A 20,743-nucleotide genomic window follows, 5' to 3' on the forward strand; every position below is an offset into this window, starting at 1 on the left:
TGAATTCTATTTCCCCTCCCCTTGTGGGAGGGGATTAAGGGGAGGGGGGGAGGAGACCGACCATGGACCGACCCGGACTGGTGGCCGCAGGCCAGGCCGTGGAAGCCGAAAGCTTCCGCATCATCGACCGGGAAATGGGCGCTCATGCCTTTCCGCCCGAGCAGTGGGAAGTGGTGCGCCGCGTCATTCACACCACCGGCGACTTCGACTACGCGGATCGCATCCGATTCCGCCCGGAATCCCTGGCGGCCGGCGTCCAAGCCCTTCGAGCGGGAGCTTCGATCTTCGCCGACACGCGCATGATTCAGGTGGGGCTTTCCCCGTGGCGCCTCGGCTGGTTCGGAAATCCCGTCGTGGTTCCCGCCGCGGAACCGGAGGCCCAGGCGGCCGCCGAACAACAGGCTACGACCCGGACGGCGGCGGCCTTTCGGAACCGAGCCCGGGAACTGGAAGGCTCCGTCGTGGCCGTGGGAAACGCCCCCACGGCCCTTCTGGAAGTGGTACGGCTCGCGCGCGAAGAAAACCTCCGGCCCGCCCTGGTGGTCGGGGTTCCGGTCGGTTTTGTCAACGCCGAAGAATCCAAAACCCTCCTTTGGGAAACCGAAAGCCTTCCGTGCATCACGGTGCTCGGCCGTAAAGGCGGAAGCACTGTGGCGGTCGCCGTCCTTCACGCCCTGCTGGAACTGGCTCGGCGGCATCCGGCGTAGTGACCCGAAGAGCGGCCGCCCGCGCCGGATTCACGCCCCCCGTGCGGCCGCCGAGGCTGCCCACGGCGGGCTCCAAGCGGAGGCCCCACGGTATCGGAGGTTATCCACATGCTGGGAACGCTTTACGGGATCGGGGTCGGACCCGGTGACCCGGAACTTCTGACCCTCAAGGCCGTCAAGACCCTGAAGAACGTCCATCACGTCTTCGCGGCCAGTTCCAGCAAAAACAACTACAGCCTGGCGCTCGACATCGTGCGGGAACACCTCCCCGGCGGCGTTCCCGTGAGTATCCTCGATTTCCCCATGACCTTCGACCAGGATCATCTGGAAGAAGCGTGGCAGGCCAACTGCGAAACGGTGGTGCAGGTGCTGGAATCGGGAAGGAACGCCGCGTTCCTCACCTTGGGCGATCCGCTGACCTTCAGCACCTTCATCTATCTGTCGCGAAAAATCCGCCGGAGGCTTCCCGCCGTCGCCGTGGAGACGATCCCCGGCATCACGGCGTTTCAGGCCGCCGCCGCCTGCAGCGCCCTCCCGCTGGCCGAAGGCGAAGAAACCATCACGGTGATCTCGGGCGCCAAGGGTGGAGAACGCCTGAAAGACGTGATCGGCTTTTCCGACAACGTGGTGCTCATGAAGACCTACAAGCAGTTCCCCCAGATCCTTTCCGCCGTGGAAGAACTGGGCCTTCAGGACCATTGCTGTTTCGTGAGCCGCTGCGGGCTCGACGGCCAGATGGTGGAAAAGGAATTCGACAAGCTCACCCGCTTGAAGCCCCACTACCTTTCGCTCATGATCGTCAAGAAACGGGGGCTGGACGCGTGAACCGCCCTCCGAAAGTCATGGAAGCTCCCCGCGGATTCCGGAAGCCCGCTCCCCTCTGGTGGATCGGGCTTCTTGGCCTGAGCCTTGCCGCGGCTTTCGTTTCCGCGGGCATGGGGCCCTACGACATCCCCTACCCGGACATCGCCCGCGTGGTGCTTTCGCCGCTTCGACCCGAAACGGCGGGCTCCGTGGACGAAACCCTCCGGTACATCGTGATTCACGTCCGTCTGGCCCGCATCTTCCTGGCCCTTGAGGTGGGGGCGGCACTGGCGCTCGCCGGCGCGGTCTACCAAGGCGTGCTGCTGAACCCCCTGGCGGATCCCTTCACGCTCGGGGTTTCCACCGGCGCGGCCTTCGGGGCCACCCTGGCCATCCTCGTGGGCTGGGGCGGCATGGCGCTCGGCGGGTTTCAGACCCTCCCGGCGGCCGCCTTCGCCGGAGCCCTTGGCGCCCTCTACCTGGTCTACCTCCTGGGACGCCTGGACGGCCGGGTGCACGCGACCACCCTCATCCTGGCCGGAATCATCGTCTCCACCTTCCTTTCCGCCTGGATCAGCCTGCTCAAGAGCCTCAACGAAGATTCCCTTTCCACCATCGTGTTCTGGATCATGGGAAGCCTTTCAGGCAGGAGTTGGACCCACGGGCTCTGGATGCTTCCGTATCTCGCGGCGGGAAGCGCCGCCATTCTGTACTACGCGCGCGAACTGGACCTTCTGAGCCTGGGGGACGTGCAGGCGCAGCAACTGGGAGTCGATGTGTCCCGGGTACGATTCCGGCTGCTCCTCGCCGCTTCCCTGGTGACCGCGGCGGCGGTGGCGGTGAGCGGGATCGTGGGGTTCGTAGGGCTCGTCGTTCCGCACCTGGTGCGCCTGGTCCTGGGTCCGCACCACCGGAGGCTCTTAGTCGCGGCCTTCTTCACCGGGGGACTGCTGGTGCTGGTGGCCGATACGGCCGCACGCACGATCCTTCCCGGAGGCCAGGAACTGCCGCTGGGCGTGGTGACCGCCGTTCTTGGAGGACCCTGCTTTTGCTTCATCCTGCTTCAGAAAAAGAAGACCGTCGGCCTGTGATCCGCGTGGCGGAGCTCCGGTGCGGCTACCCGGGGCGCCGCGTCCTCGACGGCGTGACGTTCGACGTCCATTGCGGTGAATTCGTGGGCGTCCTCGGCCCCAACGGGTCCGGAAAGACCACCCTCATGCTGGCGCTGAGCGGCGTGCTTCCCGTAGAATCCGGTTATATCGCCGTACACGGCGTGCCGCTTGAACGGATGCCGTCCCGGCAAAGAGCCCGGGCGGTGGCGTCGGTGGCTCAAGGCTTCGACGTGCGCTTTCCCTTTCCCTGCGCGGACGTGGTGGCCATGGGGCGGTACCCGCACCAGAAGCGGTGGCGCCTGCAGAGCCCCGAAGACGAAGCCGCCGTCCGTTCGGCCATGGAACAGACCGACACCACCGATCTGGCTCATCGGCCCGTAACGGAAGTGAGCGGCGGGGAACGCCAACGCGTCATGATGGCCAAGGGGCTGGCCCAGGCCGCGCCCATCCTGCTTCTCGACGAACCCACCTCCGCCATGGACATCAACCGCAAACTCCAGATCTTCCGCCTGCTCCGGGACCTCAACCTCAACGAGGAGCGCACCGTCCTCACCGTCCTTCACGATATCAACCTGGCCGCCCTCTTCTGCCGCCGCATGATCTTTTTGAAAGAAGGCCGGATCGCGGCCGACGGCCCCGCAGACCGTGTGCTCACCCCGGAAATCCTGGAAGCCGTCTACGACGTGCCGGTGCTGGTCCGCGACGTTCCGGAAACGGGCACTCGGCAGGTGGTGTTCGTGCCGTGACGGCGGGAGTTGTCCATCCATGACGTTCTTCAAGCGCCGAAATGGGAAAGCCCTCGCGGCGGCGTTCCTCTTTCTTTGCTGCTTCGTGGGTGCACCGAACCGAGGCGCCGCAGCCCCGGTTGCGGTAACCGACGACTGGGGGCAGACCATCCGGCTTTCCCGGCCGGCGTCCCGGATCATTGCGCTCTACGGCGCCTTCGCGGAAATGCTTTGCGCCATGGGAGCCGGCGACCGCCTCATCGCCCGTACCCAGGCGGACATCCATCCGCCCGAGATCCAACGGCTCCCTTCCGTCGGCACCCACATGCGGCCCAACGTGGAACTGATCCTCGGGCTGAAACCGGATCTCGTGATCCAAAGCGCCAGCCGCCGGGCCGCCACCGCCGAAATGGAACGGCTGGTCCACGCCGGCATCCCGGTCGCCGTCTTTCACCCCACCGATTTCCCAAGCCTTTTCAGCTGCATGGAGCGGCTGGGGACACTCACGGGGCGGGAAGCGGAGGCGCAGGAAACAACGGCGGAACTTCGCCGGCGCCTCGATGCCGTCGCCGCTCGAATCCACGACGCCCGAAGCCGGCCCCGAGTGGTCTTTGAAATCCGAAGCATCCCGCTTACGGTGGGGGGCCGAGCCGGCATGGTTGAGGCCGTCTTGGAAGCCGCCGGCGCTCAAAACGCCGTCGAAACCGATCGCGCCATCGTCCCCTTCGACGTGGAATCGCTCCTCCACCTGGACCCCGACGTCTACGTTGTCCAGGAAGGCCCCATGAACAAAAACCCGTCGCACCCCGCCGATCGGCCCCATTTCGACCGGCTTCGAGCCGTCCGGGAAGGCCGGGTCTTCTTCGTGGACGAGTTCCGCTACAGCCGGCCGGGACCCCGCGCCGTGGACGCCGTGGAAGAACTGGCGGCCCGGCTCTTTCCTGAACGCTTCGGCCGGGGCGCCCCGCCGGCCGACAACCCGCCGAGATCCCGAGCCGACGAAAACCGTCCCGAATCGCAAACGGGCGGGCGAAACCTCCCGGAGCCGTCGGACATCACGTGGCAGGCCGTCCTGAAGCGGCTCGTCGTCCCCCTCCTTCGCCTCACCTTCTTCATCGCCGTCGGCCTTTTTGTGGGGAACCTCATCGAATCGCTCCACTGGACCCACCACCTGGGGCGGATCGCGCGGCCGCTTCTTCGCTGGGGCCACCTGAGCGACCAGAGCGCCGTCGCCTTCATGGCCGCCTTCTTTTCCGGCGTCACCGCCAACACGCTGCTCATGAACGCTCACCAGGACGGAAAACTCACCCGGCGCGAACTCTATTTTTCCAACCTGGTGAACGCCTTCCCGTCGTATTTCCTGCACCTTCCCACCACTTTTTTCATCCTGCTTCCGCTGGTCCGGGCGGCCGGCGTCTACTACCTGGCACTCACACTTCTCGCCGCCCTAGGCCGTACCTTCGGGGCACTCGCCGTGTCCCGCCTGGTTCTTCCGCCCCCGTCCCCGTCCGCCGCCCCGGCGGCCGACCCACCGGAGCCGCAGGCTCGAAAAGACCTGTTCAAGGACATGTGGCGCAAATTCCGCCGGCGCCTGCTCCGCGTGCTCCGCTGGACGCTTCCCATCTACACCCTCTTTTTCCTGCTGAACCATTGGGGGCTCTTCGACTGGATGGAACTGGCCCTGGCCCGGGTTTTCCCGTACCGGATCATACCGGTCGAGGCCTTGAGCGTGGTGGTGTTCCAGGTGACGGCGGAATTCACGGCGGGAGCCGCCGCGGCGGGAGCCCTCATGGACGCGGGGACCCTCACGGTCAAGGGGACCGTGCTGGCGCTCCTCATCGGAAACGTGATCGCGACACCCGTGAGGGCTCTCAGGCACCAGCTGCCTTACTACATGGGCATCTACACGCCGAAGACCGGGCTTTCGCTCCTGGTGGTGAGCCAGGCGGTGAGGGTCGTGAGCGTGGTGCTCGTCGGGTGGCTCTTCTACCGGCTGGCGCCCGCATAAGGCTTGTCCCCAAACCAGCTCGTGCAGGAGCGGCGCCATTGTGGGAGCGGCGCCGTCGTGGAAGCGGCACCCTCGCCGCGATAAAGGTCCTTGTAGGAGCGCCCCTGCCCCCGCTTAACATCAAAAATCCGTAGGAGCGGGCTTGCCCGCGATAAAAATCCGTAGGAGCAGGATTGGTCGCGACGCGCAAAACCGGCAATGCCCCGTTGACCCTGATCGCCGGCAAGCCGGCTCCTACCGAGGATCGGCCAACTTTTCCCTGTCAAGGCGCCCAGCCCGGTGTTCCATTGAGGCGCCGCCTGAGCGCCTTCCGGCAGGACTGCAGCGATGCGTGGCCTTGGGCATCGCGGGCTGCCCGGCCGCAATAGGGGCACACGACACGGCGCACTCAAGCATCGGAACGCTCGGCCGCCGCGTCTCTTCGAGCGGCTTCCACGGCATTGCGTTCTTCCACCAGGTGCTCCACCAGTTCACTGAACGGCCAGTTGATGGAATGTTCGGTCACCACCGCGTAGATGGGTCGCGGAAGATTCGCGTTCTTAAAGGCCTGTATGAGAAAGTACACCCCTTTTTGGGGAATATTATAAAAAAGAAGCACCTTTTCGTCGCTGTGGAAATCGTCGGTCGCGGTTCTGTCCGTGTGGATGATGTCTTTCAGGGGGAGGTGACCCCGCCGGGCGGGGATGGAAACGGCGGGAGGCGCTTCGATTTGCCTGAGAAATTCGTCGAGGGCCGCCTTTTCCTCTATGGTGTAATTCCACACCAACAGTCTGGGCGAATCATCCATGAATGCCTCCATTTTCCGGCTCCCGGTCACGGTTCATTGCAGACAAGCAGCTTCAGCATAAGCAAGGCGCCCCCCGGTTGTCAAAGGGAACCCCGGCGTTGGTCTATCGCGGCGAGGGCGGGCCTCCCACAGCCGTTCCGCTCACACCGGGCTTGCTCAAATGGAAAAAGTGTGATCTATAGGCAGCGTAATCGCCAGGGGGCGCCCTCACACACAGACGAGGGCTGAGAAGGCACCCCTTGAACCTGATCCAGGTCATGCTGGCGGAGGGATTGGCGAGGTAACGAATGGCGAAGAAGTCCCCTCCGGCCGTGAATCCCGCGGCCTTTTTCTTTTTCCCATCCATCTCGTCCGGAAGCATCCGCTCCACGTGTCCCTCCTGCACGCAACCCAGGAGGAGACCATGAACACCCAACTGGATTTCGCCAAGGCCGGCATCGTGACCGATGCCATGAAGCGAGCGGCGGACGGCGAACCCTTGACCGCCGAGGAATTGCGGGGACGGATCGCCGCCGGCCAAGCCGTGCTCCCCAAAAACATCCACCACGACTTTCCTGAAGTCCGCGCCATCGGGCGGGGACTCACAACCAAGGTGAACGCGAATCTCGGAACCAGCGGCGAATGCGCCGATCTGGACATGGAACGGCGAAAGCTCGACGCGGCCGTGCGAGCTCGAACCGATTCCATCATGGACCTTTCCACCGGCGGCGACCTCACCGCGCTGCGCATGTTTTTCCTGGAGCACTCACCCACCATGGTGGGGACCGTCCCCATCTACGCGCTGGCGACTGAAATGGTGCGAAGCGGCGAACCGCTGGAAAAGATGGACGGCGACCGGCTGCTACGCGCCATCGAAGACCAGTGCCGCCAGGGGGTGGACTACATCACCGTGCACTGCGGCGTCACCCTGGCGTCCATGGCCAAGCTGGAACGGTTCGAACGGATCATGCCGTGCGTGAGCCGCGGCGGGTCCCTGCACCTGTTCTGGATGCGAAAAAACCACAAGGAAAATCCCCTCTACGAATACTTCGACGATCTTCTGGAAATCGCTCACCGCTACGACGTCACGTTGAGCCTTGGCGACGGCTTTCGTCCCGGCGCCATCGCGGACGCCATCGACGGCGCCCAGATCCAGGAACTGATGACGCTGGCCGAATTGGCCCGCAGGGCCCGCAACCGGGGCGTGCAGGTGATGATCGAAGGACCGGGCCACGTCCCGCTGGAACACATTCAGAGCCACGTGCAGCTTCAGAAGCGCCTCAGCGACAATGCGCCGTTCTATGTACTGGGACCGCTTCCGACGGATATCGCAGCCGGCTACGACCACATCACGGCGGCCATCGGCGGTGCACTGGCGGGGGCGGCCGGAGCGGATTTCCTCTGCTACGTGACTCCAGCCGAGCACCTGGGACTTCCCGACGAAGACGACGTGTACCAGGGAATCATGGCCGCGAGGATCGCCGCCCACGTGGCCGACCTCGCCAAGGGCCTCCCCGGCGCCGCGGAGCGGGACCGCAGGGTCTCCATCGCGCGGCGCAACCTGGACTGGGAAGGCGTCATTTCGGAATGCCTCGACCCCGAACGGGTCCGCCGAAGGCTTCAGGTGACCGAAGACCGAGAAGCCTGTTCCATGTGCGGGAAGCTCTGCGCGGTGAAGATCAGCCGGCAGGCGACGTCGCCCGGGTAGGCGGCAAGGGGCGACGACAAAGTCTGGTTCAGAGCTTGGGAATGAGGGGACGGGAAGCTCCAGCTTCGATTCCCATGAGGCGACGATAAAATCTGGTGCGGGGGGTGTGAAGGCCGTTTTCATGACGAAAGGAGGTTTTTGTGATGGGTTTGGACGAAGTGGTGATCACGCGAGCCATCGTGGAGCGCTTTTTCGAAAAACTTTCCGGCTGTCTGGAGCTGGATGTGGCCGTGGTCGGCGCCGGTCCTTCGGGACTCGTGGCCGCTCAACGCCTGGCCCATGCGGGGCGGAAAGTGGCCGTCTTCGAAAGAAAGCTGAGTGTCGGGGGCGGCATGTGGGGCGGCGGGATGCTCTTCAACGAAATCGTGGTCCAGGACGAAGCCAAGCGGATCCTGGATGAAGCCGGCGTCCGGTCGAAGCCTTACCGGGAAGCCGGCTACCACACGGCGGATTCCATCGAAGCGGTGAGCGTCCTCACGAGCAGGGCCGTGCAGGCGGGCGCCGTGGTCTTCAACGCCGTGACCGTCGAAGATGTGGTGATGCGGCCGGAACGGGTGACGGGTCTCGTGATCACCTGGACCGCCGTCGAAATGGCCGGCCTCCACGTGGACCCGCTGGCGGTTCGGACCCGGTTCGTGATCGACACCACGGGCCACGACACGGAAGTGGTGAAAGTCGTTCACCGCAAGGTGCCGGGACGACTCTTGACGCCCTCAGGAAACATCGACGGCGAAAAATCCATGTGGTCCGACGAAGCGGAGAAGCTGACCTTGGAAAATACCCGGGAAGTCTTCCCCGGCCTGTACGTGGCCGGGATGGCCGCCAACGCCGTCTTCGGCGGACCGCGCATGGGCCCCATCTTCGGCGGGATGCTTCTTTCCGGAGACAAGGTGGCCGGAGAAATCCTGGAGCGGCTGAAGGCCGAATCGTGACAAGCCGCCGCCTCAACCCGTTCGTGGCTTGGGAATGGCTTCCGCGGGGGTTCGGCCTTGTCAAACCGCGGCGGGTTGTGTACAAGAACCGCGGAAGTGCCAAGCTCACTGGTGGGGCTCCCGGACTTCAAATCCGGTGCGGGGCGCTGAGGGGCGTCCCGGGTGGGTTCGATTCCCATGCACTTCCGCCACCCCCCCGACACGGACCGCGAGCGGGACCGCGAAAACCTTTTGGGGCCGTAAAGGCCCCTTTTTTGTTGTGACAAGCCGCCCAAATCCACTGCGTCGCGTCGCCGCTCCCGCGCCCCTACCGCCGTCCATCGCCGGCGAGTTTTTCGCGCTTGAGGACCGCCTCCCGTTTCAGGCGGTTCACGGTCTCTTCCAAGACGGGAAACACGTTTTCACGGATGTCTCCGGCCACCACCACCAAGAGGACATCTTGGCCGATTTCCCGGCGGCCGGTATTAAGGAACGCCTCCACGGCGGCGATACCCGGCCGGGTGCGGACCTCTTCCAGCACCCGGTTCCAGGCGTCGCGGTCGCAGTCGATTTCCAGGTATTCGGCGGGGTCGCCCGCCCGACTGGTCCCGCGGACGATGCCGTTGTGGCACGCGAGCATCCCCACCTTGGCGGGATCGACGGATCGTTTCACCTTGTCCACCAGTTCGCAAAGCGTCGGCATATCGGTTTTCTCCTCGATGGGCATTTCCCCTCGTTCCCTCCTTCCCCTCGTTCCCAAGCTCCAGCTTGGGAACGAGGGGGGGGAGTGGAATGGACACCTTATTCTGTTGAGCTGTACTTACCACGCCTTCGCGCCGGCGCCAATTCCTGTTGATTGACATCACGATGGCTGTTATAAGGGAACCGCCCGATTTATCGATAGCTTACACGCGCGCTTTGCATGGAACTTCTATCGTGCCGCTGCTTCGAATGTTGCTTACGCCGCCATCCGTTCTCCCGCCGCCTCGGGCCCGAGCGACCTCCGGATCGCTTCCCGCCGCCTGCAAGGCACCGTTTCCCCTTTACATGGGCTTGAAAGCGATGAGGCTTTTGGGTAACCGCTGTCCACGATGTCGAGGAGGGACACATGTTTGACGAAAGGGCATTGGAAAAGATCAAAAAGAGCAAGGAAGAATGGGAGCAGGGAACTTTGGCCAAGTCGCTGGCCAAGTTTCCGGAACGCAAAAAGGTTTTTACGACCATCTCCGGAACCCCAGTGGAACGGCTATACACTCCCTTGGAAGTGGCCGGACTGGACTACGACCGCGACCTGGGTTACCCAGGGACGTTTCCTTTCACCCGCGGCGTCCAGCCCACCATGTACCGCGGCCGTTTTTGGACCATGCGCCAGTACGCGGGATTCGGAAGCGCCAAGGAAACCAACGCCCGCTACCGGTACCTGTTGGAACAGGGGCAGACGGGACTGAGTGTCGCCTTCGACCTTCCGACCCAGGCCGGCTACGACAGCGACCATCCCCTTTCCATGGGTGAAGTGGGCAAGGTGGGCGTCGCCATCGATTCCATCGACGACATGCGCGTCCTGTTCGACCAGATCCCCCTGGACAAGGTCACCACTTCCATGACCATCAACGCCCCGGCCACGGTGCTTCTCGCTATGTATCTCGCCATCGCCGAAGAACAGGGCGTGCCCTTCGACAAAGTCGGCGGCACGGTCCAAAACGACGTGCTCAAGGAAATCATCTGCCGCGGCCAGTACATCTATCCTCCAAAGCCCACCATGCGGCTCACCGTGGACCTTATCGAATACTGCTTCAAGCACGTCCCGCGCTGGAACACCATCAGCATCAGCGGCTACCACATCCGGGAAGCGGGCTCCACCGCCGCCCAGGAAATGGCGTTCACCATCGCCGACGGCATCGCCTACGTCCAGGCGTGCATGGACCGCGGCCTGGCCGTGGATTCCTTCGCCCCGCGCCTCAGCTTCTTCTTCAACGCCTTCACCAATGTCCTGGAAGAAGTGGCCAAGTTTCGGGCCGGCCGCCGCACGTGGGCCCGCATCATGAAAGAACGCTTCGGCGCCAAGGACCCGCGCTCCATGATGATGCGCTACCATGTTCAGACCGGCGGGGTGACCTTGACCGCCCAGCAGCCGCTCAACAACATCGTCCGCGTGGCGCTCCAGGCCTACGCCGCAGCCCTCGGCGGCTGCCAGTCGCTCCATACCAATTCCTACGACGAAGCCCTGTGTCTTCCCACGCAACAGGCGGTCACCGTGGCGCTCCGCACCCAACAGATCGTGGCCGAAGAAAGCGGCGCCACCGACACCATCGACCCGCTGGCCGGCTGCTACTATGTGGAAGCGATGACCGATCGCATCGAAAAGGAAATCGACGACTATATCCAGAAAATCGACGCCATGGGCGGGACGCTCACCGCCATCGAACAAGGTTACATCCAGAAGGAAATCCAGAACAGCGCCTATCAGTTCCAGAAGGAAATCGAATCCAACGAACGGATCTACGTGGGGATCAACAAGTACACCATGAAGGAAGAACCGCCCACCAACCTCCTGAAGGTGGACATGAAGGTGGGGGAAATCGAATCGGAAAAGATCAAGAGACTCCGAGCCGAACGGGATCCCGAAAGGTGGAAGAAGGCTCTGGACCGGCTTCGCGAAGTGTCCCAGACGGATGAAAACGTCATGCCCGCCGTGATCGAAGCGGTCAAGGCGCGGGCCACCATCGGCGAAATCTGCGACGTCTGGCGAGAAATTTTCGGCGAATACCGGCCCAAGGAATTCGTGTGATGCCGGCACGACGCATGGCCTGAACGCCTTCATCGAAGACTGGAGGGAAATCCCATGGCACAGGAAAAGAAAATCAAGGTCATCGTGGCGAAACCGGGGCTGGACGGGCATGACCGCGGCGCCAAGCTGCTCGCCCGCATCTTCGCCGAAGCCGGCATGGAAGTGGTCTACACGGGGCTTCGGCAGACTCCGGAAATGATCGTGGACACAGCACTCCAGGAAGATGCCGACGTGGTGGGCCTGAGCAGCCTCTCCGGAGTCCACATGTACTTTTTCCCGCGCGTGGTGGAACTGTTGAAGCAGAAGGGCCTGGACGACGTGCTGGTGGTGGGGGGCGGCATCATCCCGCAGGAAGACGTCCCGGAACTGAAAGCGGCCGGGGTGGCGGAAATCTTCGGTCCGGGAACCCCCACCAATCAGATCGTGGATTTCATCAGGCAAAACGCGCGAAAGAAAAACTGAACCCAACGGTTTCGGCCGGGGAACCGACGGCGCGTCACTCACCCCGGCCGAAATGCCCTGAAGACGCCGGAAGGACATGCATGGCCGTGGACTATGCGAGCCAAGTGCTGGAAGGATCGCCGCGGGCCGCTGCGCGCGTTATCAGCTGGCTGGAAAACGAAGACGATCGGGTGACCCCCGTCATGGAAGCGCTCTATCCGCACACCGGCAAAGCGGCTGTGATCGGGATCACCGGGTCTCCCGGAGCGGGAAAGAGCACGCTCACCGACAAGCTGATCCAGGCGATCCGAGACGATGGCCTCACCGTGGGCGTGGTGGCTGTGGATCCTTCGAGCCCGTTTACCGGCGGGGCCATCCTGGGCGACCGGGTGCGGATGAGCCGGTTCAGCACGGATCCGGGGGTTTTCATCCGGAGCATGGCCACCCGGGGGCACCTGGGCGGCCTGGCGCGGGCCACCGCCGACGTGGTCAAGGTCCTCGACGCCCTGGGAAAGGACGTGGTCCTTATCGAAACCGTGGGAGTCGGCCAGGACGAGGTGGACATCGTGCGGCTGGCCGACACCACCTGCGTGGTGCTGGTACCGGGACTCGGCGACACCATCCAGACCATGAAAGCCGGGGTGATGGAAATCGCGGACATCTTCGTCATCAACAAGGCGGATCGGCCCGGCGCGGACCAGCTCTACACCGAGGTGGCCCACCGGATCGAACAGGACGCCCAGATGCACGAAAAAGACTGGACGCCGCCGGTTCTCAAAACCGTCGCCGTGGAGGACCAGGGCGTGGACGTCCTGTGGGCCACCGTCCGCGATCATTGGAAATACCTGGACGAATCGGGGCGGCTGGAGGCCAGGCGCCGCGACCGGGCGCGCGAAGAAACACTCCGGATGATCCATCATGAAATCTTTCGAAAAATCCATGAACGACTGGCCGCCGACGGCGAACTGGAACGGATCGTGGACCGGATCGTGGCCGCCCGGGAAAGTCCGTACGGTGTGACGCGACGCATCGCGCGGGAGTGGCTGCGGGTGGACGACGCGTAGGCGGATTCAGCGACTGGAAGCCGAGCGGGGGGCTTTCAAGCAACCCTTCCCCGCAAGTTGAACCTCAACCAACGGAGGACCCTCATGAAGGTACTCAAAGTGGACCACATCGGCATTGCCGTCAAAAGCATCGACGCCGCCAAGAAGCTCTACCACGACATCCTGGGGCTGGACGACGCCGGGAGTGAAACCGTGGAAGAACAGAAGGTCACCACCGCCTTCTTCCCGGTGGGCGATACCGAAGTGGAACTCCTGGAATCCACCGCCCCGGACGGTCCGGTGGCGAAATACATTGAAAAACGCGGTGAAGGCATCCAGCATATCGCCTTCCGCGTGGAAAACATCGAAGCGGCCCTGGCCGAACTCAAGGAAAAAGGCATCCAGCTCATCGACGAAAAGCCGCGCCGCGGCGCGGGCGGTGCCAAGATCGCCTTCCTGCATCCCAAGTCCACCTACGGGGTGCTGGTGGAATTGTGCGAAAGGGAAGCCCACTAGGGGGCTGTCCGAAAACACAGAATCAACCCTTCGGGGCAACGCAATTCCCCTCGTTCCCAAGCTCTGGCTTGGGAACGGCCTGATGGGAATCGAAGCTGGAGCTTCTGCACAGTTGTGTTCCCAAGCTGGAGCTTGGGAACAAGGTGGAATTGTGCGAAAGGGAAGCCCACCAGAGCCCCTGGCGGCGGGGCGCCGCCCCTCCTGGGAGCGAGGGCGTCTCGCCCGCGTCTCTTCCCTACAGCGACCCGTAAAACCGGCGATGCCCCGCCGCCCCTGGGAGCGCGGGCGTCTCGCCCGCATCTACTTACTGAGGAAACCCATCGGAAACCATGACACTCAAACGCACCAGCGCAACGGAACGCCTCTTCCCCTTTTCGGCCCTGGTTGGCCAGGACCTGATGAAACGGGCGCTCCTCTTGAACGTGGTGGACCCCACCCTGGGCGGGGTCCTCATCAAGGGCGAACGCGGGACCGCTAAATCCACGGGCGTCCGCGCCCTCATCAACCTGCTTCCCACCATCCGCGTGGTGGAAGGCTGCCCCTTTCAATGCGATCCGGACGATCCGGCGTCGTTTTGCCCCCATTGCGCCGAAAAGGCGGCGGCCGGCCAGAGCCTCCCGGTCAGGGAACGCCGGATCCGGCTGGTGAACCTGCCCATCGGCACCACCGAAGACCGACTTCTTGGCACCATCGACATTGAAAAGGCGCTGAAGACCGGCCGCAAGGCCTTCGAACCCGGCCTGCTGGCCGAAGCGCACCGCGGTATCCTTTACGTGGACGAAGTGAACCTTTTGAACGACCAGATCGTGGACCTCTTTCTGGACGCGGCGGCGTCGGGCCGGAACGTGGTCGAACGGGAAGGGATCAGTTTCACCCACGCGAGCCGCTTCATCCTGGTTGGCACCATGAACCCCGAAGAAGGCGACCTGCGTCCGCAGCTTTTGGATCGTTTCGGCCTCTCGGTCACCATCGAAGGCATCCGGGACGTGAAAGACCGGGTGGAAATCGTAAAGCGCCGCATCGCCTTCGAAACGGACCCGGAAGGCTTCTACGCCCGCTGGGCGGCGGCCGACGCCGAACTGGCCGAACGGCTTGCCCAGGCAAAGACCCTGCTTCCCCGCGTGGCGTTCACCGAAGAACTGCTGCAGACGGCTTCGAGCGTCGCCGTGGCGCTCGAAACCGACGGCCACCGCGCGGATATCGTCATGATGAAGGCGGCCCGAGCCAACGCCGCCTTGGAAGGCCGAACCGCCATGACGGCCGAAGACCTGCAGCTCGCGGCCCGCCTGGCCCTCCCGCACCGCGTGAAGAAAACCCCGCTGCAAAAGACCGATTTCGACGAAGACAAGCTCCGGGAAGTCATGGCGCAGCACGCACCCGGAACCGCCGCCGGCGGAACCGAATGGGTGCCCGTCTACGAAAATCCCAAGAAACCGTCGAGCACCGCCGGAAGCTACAAGTCCCCTGTCGCCTGCGTGACGCACCTCTGCTCGGGAAGCCGTATCGCCCTGCCGCACCTTCCCTGGCATCGGCTGGATGCGGGCCGCCATCCCGGAAGGCGGTTCCTACTTCCGGATGTGCGCCGCTCGGGAAGCGTCCATGGAACGCGCCTTCCCGCCCCCGGAGGCCGCCTGGACGATGTCTCCCTCATCGGGACGCTTCGTGCCGCCGCAACGAGCCGGCTCAATCACAACGGCAACGGCCGCCTCTCCATCCGCCCGGAAGACATCCGCCTTCGGAAACGATCCCGGAAGACCGGGCTTTCCCTCATGATGGTCGTCGATTCCAGCGCATCCATGCGGACCAACGACGCCATGGCCGTCACCAAGGGCGTGATCGATTCACTGCTCCAGGATCTTTACTTCCACCGGGACAAGCTGGGGATCATCACCTTTCGGCATACGGGAGCGGAAGTGCTGCTGCCGCTCACCCACAACATCCGGGACGCGGCCCGGAGCGTCGAAGAACTCCCCGTGGGTGGCCGGACGCCCCTGGCCTCCGGACTCGAAGTGGGAACCCGGCTCCTTTTGCAGGAAAAACGCAAGAACCCGGAAACCCTTCCGGTGATGCTCATCTTTTCCGACGGCCGGCCCAACGTGAGCTGTTACGGGGCGGACCCGCTGGAGGAAACCTTCGCGTGGGCGCAAGAAATCAAGCGGCAAAAGATTCAGGCGATCCTGGTGGACACGGAACAGAACCCCATGGCCCAGGGCTGCGGGTATGAAATCGCGCGGCGCATGGAAGCGGTGTACCTGCCGCTACACCGGCTGTTGGGATCGTGATCGTGATGTGCCCTGGGACAAAGAGCTACATCCACAGATTACACAGATTCACACAGATAAATATAGGTGGATGAACCGATCAAACAATCAAGGAGCTTGATGGAAAATCCAATCACCTGTAGCCATCGGTGCAATCTGTGGACAAAGACATGATGGGAACCGCCGTCGCGGTATGACTTCGTCGGACAACGTGTTAAGGTGTCGCACTCTGGGCGGAGCGCAAAGCGTGCTCCACTTCTGCAGGAAACTCCACCACGATGAAATGGCTCTTGTGATACAGATAATCTTCTCCACTCTCATCGACAATTCTTAACAGATCATCTCCGGCGCCCCGTTCATCCGGGATGATCTCATAGATTTTCCTTAAGATCAGAGATGCCTCATAATCTGAATTGTCGACACAGATAGCGAAATGTCTCTTGTGTTCACTCATTGTCTTATTCCAAATAGCGTTTGATTTTGATGTCTTTGCGGCCAATCCCATGAGCCTCGTACCAGTGTAACTCTACCCACCTGATGTTTCCATTCGGCAGCCTGACATGGGCTCTGCCCTTCAGTTTCCTCCACCGCCCTGCTCCATAGGTCTTTTCGAGATACGCTAAATCGCGGATGCTCGTTCCGGCGGCAATCACCTCAATCCCTTCGACTTGATCCAGGATTTCAAATCTCATGATCAAAGGGACGCTGTTAGGTTTTTAGGGTCGCGTCAGAAAGAGGCGCCGTTCCTCGGCCATGCTTTGCCCCCCTGCCAACCGAATCGTTCGCAGAGGAAAGGGTGTCTGTCAAGACACGTGTCGCACGAAGTCCCGGAAAAGCAAAGAACATCCACAGATTACACAGATTTACACAGATTCCCCTCGTTCCCAAGCTGGACCTTGGGAACAAGAAGAGATGTTCCGCTATCGGTAGGAGCGGGCTTGCCCGCGACCCGCAAAACCGGCAATCCTCCGTCGGCCCTGATCGCCGGCAAGCCGGCTCCTACCGGGGGGACCTACCGCGGCGCCCGGTACCCGAATTCGGCCATCTGCCGCGCGTCTTTCCGCCAGTTTTTCTGAATTCTTACGAAAAGGCCCAAAAATACGCGGCAACCCAGCAACCCTTCGATGTCCATCCGGGCCTGGCGGCCGATTTCCTTGAGCATCCGGCCGCCCTTGCCGATGAGGATCCCTTTCTGAGACGGGCGTTCCACGTGGATGGTGGCTTCGATGTGCACGCGCCGCCGTTCCGGGTCTTCGGAAAATCGATCCACGGTCACGGCCGCCGCGTAGGGCACTTCCTGCTCCGTCAGATGAAACACCTTCTCCCGAATGATTTCCGCCGCAAGAAAGCGTTCCGGCTGGTCGGTGATGTGGTCTTCCGGGTAGTAGCGCGGGCCTTCGGGAAGGAGACCGACCAATGCGTCGATAAGCTCCGGGACGCCGTCTCCGGTCAGGGCCGAAACGGGCACCACGGCTTCGAAATCCCGTAGTCCGCGGTACCGGTCGATGAGGGGAAGCAGCGCGGCCTTGTTTTTCAGAAGATCCACCTTGTTGATGACCAGGATCGCAGGGGTCGAAACGCCCGCCATGGCTTCCAACGCGAACCGGTCCGCCTCCCGCTCGGGTTCCGGTGCTTCGATCACGAAGCAAATGGCGTCCACTTCATCCAGGGTCGCAAGCGCCGTATCGACGAGGATCCGGTTGAAGGCGTCTCGCGCCCGGTGGATCCCCGGGGTATCCACGAAGATCATCTGGCAGTCGGGGCGGTTCAAGATGCCGAGGATGCGATTCCGCGTGGTTTGAGGCTTGGGGCAGGTGATGGAAATCTTTTCCTTGAGCACCTGGTTCATGAGCGTGGATTTCCCCACGTTGGGGGCGCCCAGAAGGGCGACGAAGCCGGATCTGATGGACGACATGGTCTTCGGAAACTCCCGTTTTCGGCGTTTGGATCGTACCGTAGGATTCTACCCGTCCGAAGATGACATTGCGAGAACCATCCACGGCACGGTTGAGGCGGCTGCAAAGCGTCCGTGATCATTCGGAGGCCGCCACCATTTTCCGCCCTCGGTAGGAGCGGGCTTGCCCGCGACCCGTAAAGCCGGCAATCCTCCGTCGGCCCTGATCGCCGGCAAGCCGGCTCCTACAGGGGATCGGCCCGGTTGACTTTGTTCCCAAGCTCCACCATCCACCTTGTTCCCAAGCTCCACCATCCACCTTGTTCCCAAGCTCCAGCTTGGGAACACACCTGTGCGGAAGCTCCAGCTTCCACACGGCTGTCCACATGCTTCTTGCCCCGCTTCCGTCCCCGCGCTATGTTTGTATCATAATCCGCCCCCGCTCCACCGTGGATACATTCACCAAAGGGCGCCGCGTGCGCGGCGCGTTTCCCTGTGGCCCCTGCAGGTCACGGATCGATGGGGCTGGTAACCCAAATGCGCATCCACAGATTACACAGATTGACACAGATTAAAAAATAGGTAGCGTTCTAAAGTGGACACCTCAAGCAAAAAGGTTAACGAAGGTCAAAAAATCCCCCTCCCCTTAATCCCCTCCCACAGGGGGAGGGGAAATAGAATTTGGATGTAGATTTCCCAAATGAGGCTGTAGGGGTGAGATATGACAAGACTCAACTTTATCGTGATCATGATATTGCTTCTGGCGGGACAGTGTGTATGGGCGGAGGAGGTCCCATATACCCTTGAGGATAGAGATAGACTTATTAGAGTTGAAACTAAAATAGAGGAACTAGACAGTAGGTTTGAGCAGATAGACAAACGCTTCGAGCAGGTGGAGAGGCGATTTGAGCAGCTGGAGAGGCGCATAGAGAGGCTGGAAAACGTAATGATGTGGGGATTCGGGTTATTATTTACCACGATGATAGGATTGGTTGGTTTTGTATTGTGGGACAGAAGAACAGCGCTGTCGCCTGCAATAAGGAAGAATAAAGAGTTAGAAGAAAGAAACGATAAGATTGAGAAGGCATTGAAGGAATATGCCTATAAAGAACCAAAGCTGGCTGAGATACTTCGCAATGTGGGTCTAATGTAACATTTGCACCTTGTTCCCAAGCTCGACCATCCATCTTGCTCCCAAGCTCCAGCTTGGGAACACAGCAACGAATATAACTTGTCTTATTGTTTGGTTCGTTTCAATAAACTGTTTATCTCTTCATCTGAAAATCCAAACTGCCTGAAGATACGTAAGACATAGGGTGGAGACAGTTCTTTCGCCCCCATATCGATAGGAACCACTCTTTTCTTTCCCTTATGATAACGGAAATATAATGTGTGATCGCCCTTTCCTTCTCTCAAGTATTTGCAACCCGCAGGTTCCAAAATTCTGACTAGTTCCCTGAATCCGTGAGATTGCGTCTATAGATAAAACTATCATATCGCAGACATCCTATTGAATTTCATCCGCTTTTATGCTATATGGTCTCCTGTCAAACTTTCACCCGGCAGGTGCACCCATGAAGAGAATCGAAATTGAACAATCTTCGAAAGCCTTCTACAGCGAACACGCGGGCCTGGTCCTTGTGGGCAATCTGATCAACGGCTACACGGACTTGTGCGAGCGGTTGGAAAAGGAAGTTCCAGGGCGGCCGATGATCTCTCATGCGGATGTGGTCAAGACCTATCTGGGGCTTCTGTGTCTGGGTAAGAGCGACTTTGAAGCCGCTGAGGGGGTCTCCGGCGATGACTGGTTCAAAGAGGCTCTGGACATCCAAAAGGTCCCTTCGCAGGAAACCTTGCGACAGCGCTTCGACAGGCAAGCGAAAGCTTTCCAACGGCTTGCGGAAGCCGCTAACATCGAACTGCTCAAGAGGATCCAGGTTCCCGTAACGGCTCTTCCCACGGGGCATGTGGCTTTGGACCTGGATGTCTTCTGCCTGGACAATTCCGACACCAAGAAAGAAGGGGTGTCGCGGACGTACCAGAACTACGACGGGTACGCGCCCATCGGGGCCTACCTCAGCGAGGAGGGATGGTGTCTGGGCATTGAGCTTCGTCCAGGGTCTCAGCATTCCCAGAACGGATTTGTGGACTTTTTGCGCAAGGTGTTGGTGTATGCCCAGAAGATCACCCGCAAGCGCCTCTTGGTGCGAACGGACTCGGCTCACGATGCTCTGGAAACGCTTGTGGAGCTTCGCCGACATCCCAATGTGAGCTTCATCGTCCGATGGAATCCACGCAGGGCGAACGTCTTTTACTGGCGTGATCGGGCCTTCAGGGAAGGCCGTGTGAGTGAGCCCCGGCCCGGCAAGAAAGTGGCGATCTTCAGCACGTGGGTGACGCGACACTATGGAGGAAGAAGCTATCGGTTTCGGCTGGTGATCCGGGTCACCGAGAGGATATCGGATGCCAAGGGGCAAATGCTGATTCAGCCCGATATCACGCTGGAGGGCTGGTGGACGTCGCTTTGCGTCCACGAGGATGAAGTGATCTGGTTGTACGAGAAACGGGGCCTGAGCGAGCAGTTTCACAGCGAGATCAAGTCCGATTTGGACCTGGAGCGACTGCCCTCCGGAAAGTTTGCCACCAATGCGCTGGTGTTGACCCTGGGCGGACTGGCTTACAACCTCTTGCGCATCCTGGGGCAAAACGGGCTTCTGGCCGATTTTTCGCCTGTACGGCATCAGGCCAAGCGGCGTCGCGTGAAGACCGTGATCCAGGAGCTGATCTATCTGGCAGGGCGCGTGATCCGAAGCGGTCGTCGGCTGAAGCTCCAGTTCGGTCGGCATTGTCCCGCTTTTCAAGCCTTTCGGAGCGTGTATCTCAAATTTTGCCCAGGGTAGGGTAAAGGGCAGTCGTTGCAAGAGCCTGGATCTATTCTATGTTTTCTATGTTCACATTGAAAGGGGGTGAGGTATGCCCGAAAACAGCTGAAAGAGCACCGTCATGAGCGCTTTTCGGCCACTCGAGAGTCGATGATTCGAGGAACCGGCTGAAACAGG

Annotated in this window: 19 protein-coding genes, 1 tRNA gene, 1 pseudogene and 1 riboswitch; of the genes and pseudogenes, 15 read left to right on the forward strand and 6 right to left on the reverse strand. The window is 61.5% G+C overall.

Annotated features, from left to right (window positions below; genetic code table 11):
• Positions 1–62: 62 nt before the first annotated feature.
• The 5 genes from FDQ92_RS03420 (at position 63) to FDQ92_RS15385 (ending at position 5,356) form a co-directional block, all read left to right on the forward strand.
• Complete coding sequence (locus FDQ92_RS03420; protein WP_137423284.1) at positions 63–707, forward strand: precorrin-8X methylmutase; 645 nt, start codon at positions 63–65, stop codon at positions 705–707.
• 108 nt (positions 708–815) lie between these two features.
• Positions 816–1,532 (forward strand): precorrin-2 C(20)-methyltransferase, encoded by a 717-nt coding sequence (gene cobI / locus FDQ92_RS03425; RefSeq protein ID WP_137423285.1) that lies wholly within the window; start codon positions 816–818, stop codon positions 1,530–1,532.
• Positions 1,529–2,602: a FecCD family ABC transporter permease gene (locus FDQ92_RS03430; protein WP_246041822.1), complete on the forward strand. Its 1,074-nt coding sequence runs from the start codon at positions 1,529–1,531 to the stop codon at positions 2,600–2,602. The genes cobI and FDQ92_RS03430 overlap by 4 nt, the downstream gene beginning before the upstream one ends.
• Positions 2,599–3,369, forward strand: coding sequence for an ABC transporter ATP-binding protein (locus FDQ92_RS15145; RefSeq protein WP_170180160.1), 771 nt, complete (start codon positions 2,599–2,601; stop codon positions 3,367–3,369). Before FDQ92_RS03430 ends, FDQ92_RS15145 begins: the two co-directional genes overlap by 4 nt.
• A gap of 19 nt (positions 3,370–3,388) precedes the next feature.
• Positions 3,389–5,356: a helical backbone metal receptor gene (locus FDQ92_RS15385; protein ID WP_211341355.1), complete on the forward strand. Its 1,968-nt coding sequence runs from the start codon at positions 3,389–3,391 to the stop codon at positions 5,354–5,356.
• A 388-nt stretch (positions 5,357–5,744) separates the two neighbouring features.
• Here the strand turns inward: FDQ92_RS15385 and FDQ92_RS03450 are convergent, their stop codons facing one another.
• Positions 5,745–6,143: a DUF3783 domain-containing protein gene (locus tag FDQ92_RS03450; protein WP_170180161.1), complete on the reverse strand. Its 399-nt coding sequence runs from the start codon at positions 6,141–6,143 to the stop codon at positions 5,745–5,747.
• A gap of 187 nt (positions 6,144–6,330) precedes the next feature.
• Positions 6,331–6,433: riboswitch (TPP riboswitch) on the forward strand.
• A gap of 113 nt (positions 6,434–6,546) precedes the next feature.
• Here FDQ92_RS03450 and thiC point away from each other — a divergent pair.
• The 3 genes from thiC to FDQ92_RS03465 all read left to right on the forward strand — a co-directional run bounded on the left by thiC (position 6,547) and on the right by FDQ92_RS03465 (position 8,953).
• Entirely contained in the window at positions 6,547–7,830 is a 1,284-nt protein-coding gene (gene thiC, locus FDQ92_RS03455) for a phosphomethylpyrimidine synthase ThiC (protein WP_137423288.1), read from the forward strand.
• A gap of 143 nt (positions 7,831–7,973) precedes the next feature.
• Positions 7,974–8,762 carry a sulfide-dependent adenosine diphosphate thiazole synthase gene (locus tag FDQ92_RS03460; RefSeq protein ID WP_137423289.1) on the forward strand — a complete coding sequence of 263 codons (789 nt, stop codon included), beginning with the start codon at positions 7,974–7,976 and terminating at the stop codon, positions 8,760–8,762.
• A 92-nt stretch (positions 8,763–8,854) separates the two neighbouring features.
• A tRNA-Sec gene (locus tag FDQ92_RS03465) sits at positions 8,855–8,953 on the forward strand.
• A gap of 116 nt (positions 8,954–9,069) precedes the next feature.
• Here FDQ92_RS03465 and FDQ92_RS03470 read toward each other — a convergent pair.
• The gene (locus FDQ92_RS03470; RefSeq protein ID WP_246041823.1) at positions 9,070–9,468 is read right to left on the reverse strand and encodes a molybdenum cofactor biosynthesis protein MoaE; all 399 of its coding nucleotides are present in this window, start codon (positions 9,466–9,468) and stop codon (positions 9,070–9,072) included.
• A gap of 381 nt (positions 9,469–9,849) precedes the next feature.
• Between FDQ92_RS03470 and FDQ92_RS03475 the strand changes: the two genes are divergently transcribed.
• From FDQ92_RS03475 to FDQ92_RS03495, 5 genes are all read left to right on the forward strand, one after another.
• Positions 9,850–11,529: an acyl-CoA mutase large subunit family protein gene (locus tag FDQ92_RS03475; RefSeq protein ID WP_137423290.1), complete on the forward strand. Its 1,680-nt coding sequence runs from the start codon at positions 9,850–9,852 to the stop codon at positions 11,527–11,529.
• A 54-nt stretch (positions 11,530–11,583) separates the two neighbouring features.
• The gene (locus FDQ92_RS03480; protein ID WP_137423291.1) at positions 11,584–11,991 is read left to right on the forward strand and encodes a cobalamin B12-binding domain-containing protein; all 408 of its coding nucleotides are present in this window, start codon (positions 11,584–11,586) and stop codon (positions 11,989–11,991) included.
• 80 nt (positions 11,992–12,071) lie between these two features.
• Positions 12,072–13,034: a methylmalonyl Co-A mutase-associated GTPase MeaB gene (gene meaB / locus FDQ92_RS03485; protein WP_137423292.1), complete on the forward strand. Its 963-nt coding sequence runs from the start codon at positions 12,072–12,074 to the stop codon at positions 13,032–13,034.
• Between the two features lie 84 nt (positions 13,035–13,118).
• Positions 13,119–13,529, forward strand: coding sequence for a methylmalonyl-CoA epimerase (gene mce, locus FDQ92_RS03490; RefSeq protein ID WP_137423293.1), 411 nt, complete (start codon positions 13,119–13,121; stop codon positions 13,527–13,529).
• A gap of 329 nt (positions 13,530–13,858) precedes the next feature.
• Complete coding sequence (locus FDQ92_RS03495; protein WP_137423294.1) at positions 13,859–15,811, forward strand: magnesium chelatase subunit D family protein; 1,953 nt, start codon at positions 13,859–13,861, stop codon at positions 15,809–15,811.
• A gap of 193 nt (positions 15,812–16,004) precedes the next feature.
• On the opposite strand, the gene FDQ92_RS03500 is transcribed toward FDQ92_RS03495, so the two are convergent.
• The 3 genes from FDQ92_RS03500 to era form a co-directional block, all read right to left on the reverse strand.
• A complete protein-coding gene (locus FDQ92_RS03500) occupies positions 16,005–16,244 on the reverse strand; it encodes a hypothetical protein (RefSeq protein ID WP_137423295.1) in 240 nt (79 codons plus the stop codon).
• A 4-nt stretch (positions 16,245–16,248) separates the two neighbouring features.
• Positions 16,249–16,482: a hypothetical protein gene (locus FDQ92_RS16090; protein ID WP_137423296.1), complete on the reverse strand. Its 234-nt coding sequence runs from the start codon at positions 16,480–16,482 to the stop codon at positions 16,249–16,251.
• A 320-nt stretch (positions 16,483–16,802) separates the two neighbouring features.
• Positions 16,803–17,705 (reverse strand): GTPase Era, encoded by a 903-nt coding sequence (gene era / locus FDQ92_RS03510; RefSeq protein ID WP_137423297.1) that lies wholly within the window; start codon positions 17,703–17,705, stop codon positions 16,803–16,805.
• Positions 17,706–18,405: 700 nt separating this feature from the next.
• Between era and FDQ92_RS03515 the strand changes: the two genes are divergently transcribed.
• Complete coding sequence (locus FDQ92_RS03515; protein ID WP_137423298.1) at positions 18,406–18,837, forward strand: hemolysin XhlA family protein; 432 nt, start codon at positions 18,406–18,408, stop codon at positions 18,835–18,837.
• Positions 18,838–18,920: 83 nt separating this feature from the next.
• Here FDQ92_RS03515 and FDQ92_RS16095 read toward each other — a convergent pair.
• Positions 18,921–19,142 (reverse strand): annotated as a pseudogene (locus FDQ92_RS16095) (type II toxin-antitoxin system HicA family toxin); the annotation flags it as partial.
• Between the two features lie 116 nt (positions 19,143–19,258).
• On the opposite strand from FDQ92_RS16095, the gene FDQ92_RS03525 reads away from it, so the two are divergent.
• Positions 19,259–20,584 (forward strand): IS1380 family transposase, encoded by a 1,326-nt coding sequence (locus FDQ92_RS03525; RefSeq protein WP_137423299.1) that lies wholly within the window; start codon positions 19,259–19,261, stop codon positions 20,582–20,584.
• Positions 20,585–20,743 lie beyond the last annotated feature (159 nt).

The sequence above is a fragment of the Desulfoglaeba alkanexedens ALDC genome, from assembly GCF_005377625.1.
In the GTDB taxonomy this organism is placed as follows: Bacteria; Desulfobacterota; Syntrophobacteria; order Syntrophobacterales; family DSM-9756; genus Desulfoglaeba; species Desulfoglaeba alkanexedens.

Excerpts from the sequence above, each read along its gene's own strand:
- FDQ92_RS03500 (WP_137423295.1), bottom strand. The coding sequence starts at position 16,244 with ATGAGTGAACACAAGAGACATTTCGCTATCTGTGTCGACAATTCAGAT.
- FDQ92_RS03460 (WP_137423289.1), top strand. The coding sequence starts at position 7,974 with ATGGGTTTGGACGAAGTGGTGATCACGCGAGCCATCGTGGAGCGCTTT.
- FDQ92_RS03470 (WP_246041823.1), bottom strand. The coding sequence starts at position 9,468 with ATGCCCATCGAGGAGAAAACCGATATGCCGACGCTTTGCGAACTGGTG.
- cobI (WP_137423285.1), top strand. The coding sequence starts at position 816 with ATGCTGGGAACGCTTTACGGGATCGGGGTCGGACCCGGTGACCCGGAA.
- FDQ92_RS03515 (WP_137423298.1), top strand. The coding sequence starts at position 18,406 with ATGACAAGACTCAACTTTATCGTGATCATGATATTGCTTCTGGCGGGA.
- era (WP_137423297.1), bottom strand. The coding sequence starts at position 17,705 with ATGTCGTCCATCAGATCCGGCTTCGTCGCCCTTCTGGGCGCCCCCAAC.
- mce (WP_137423293.1), top strand. The coding sequence starts at position 13,119 with ATGAAGGTACTCAAAGTGGACCACATCGGCATTGCCGTCAAAAGCATC.
- FDQ92_RS03525 (WP_137423299.1), top strand. The coding sequence starts at position 19,259 with ATGAAGAGAATCGAAATTGAACAATCTTCGAAAGCCTTCTACAGCGAA.
- meaB (WP_137423292.1), top strand. The coding sequence starts at position 12,072 with ATGGCCGTGGACTATGCGAGCCAAGTGCTGGAAGGATCGCCGCGGGCC.
- FDQ92_RS03480 (WP_137423291.1), top strand. The coding sequence starts at position 11,584 with ATGGCACAGGAAAAGAAAATCAAGGTCATCGTGGCGAAACCGGGGCTG.
- FDQ92_RS03475 (WP_137423290.1), top strand. The coding sequence starts at position 9,850 with ATGTTTGACGAAAGGGCATTGGAAAAGATCAAAAAGAGCAAGGAAGAA.
- thiC (WP_137423288.1), top strand. The coding sequence starts at position 6,547 with ATGAACACCCAACTGGATTTCGCCAAGGCCGGCATCGTGACCGATGCC.
- FDQ92_RS03420 (WP_137423284.1), top strand. The coding sequence starts at position 63 with ATGGACCGACCCGGACTGGTGGCCGCAGGCCAGGCCGTGGAAGCCGAA.
- FDQ92_RS15385 (WP_211341355.1), top strand. The coding sequence starts at position 3,389 with ATGACGTTCTTCAAGCGCCGAAATGGGAAAGCCCTCGCGGCGGCGTTC.
- FDQ92_RS03495 (WP_137423294.1), top strand. The coding sequence starts at position 13,859 with ATGACACTCAAACGCACCAGCGCAACGGAACGCCTCTTCCCCTTTTCG.
- FDQ92_RS16090 (WP_137423296.1), bottom strand. The coding sequence starts at position 16,482 with ATGAGATTTGAAATCCTGGATCAAGTCGAAGGGATTGAGGTGATTGCC.
- FDQ92_RS03450 (WP_170180161.1), bottom strand. The coding sequence starts at position 6,143 with ATGGATGATTCGCCCAGACTGTTGGTGTGGAATTACACCATAGAGGAA.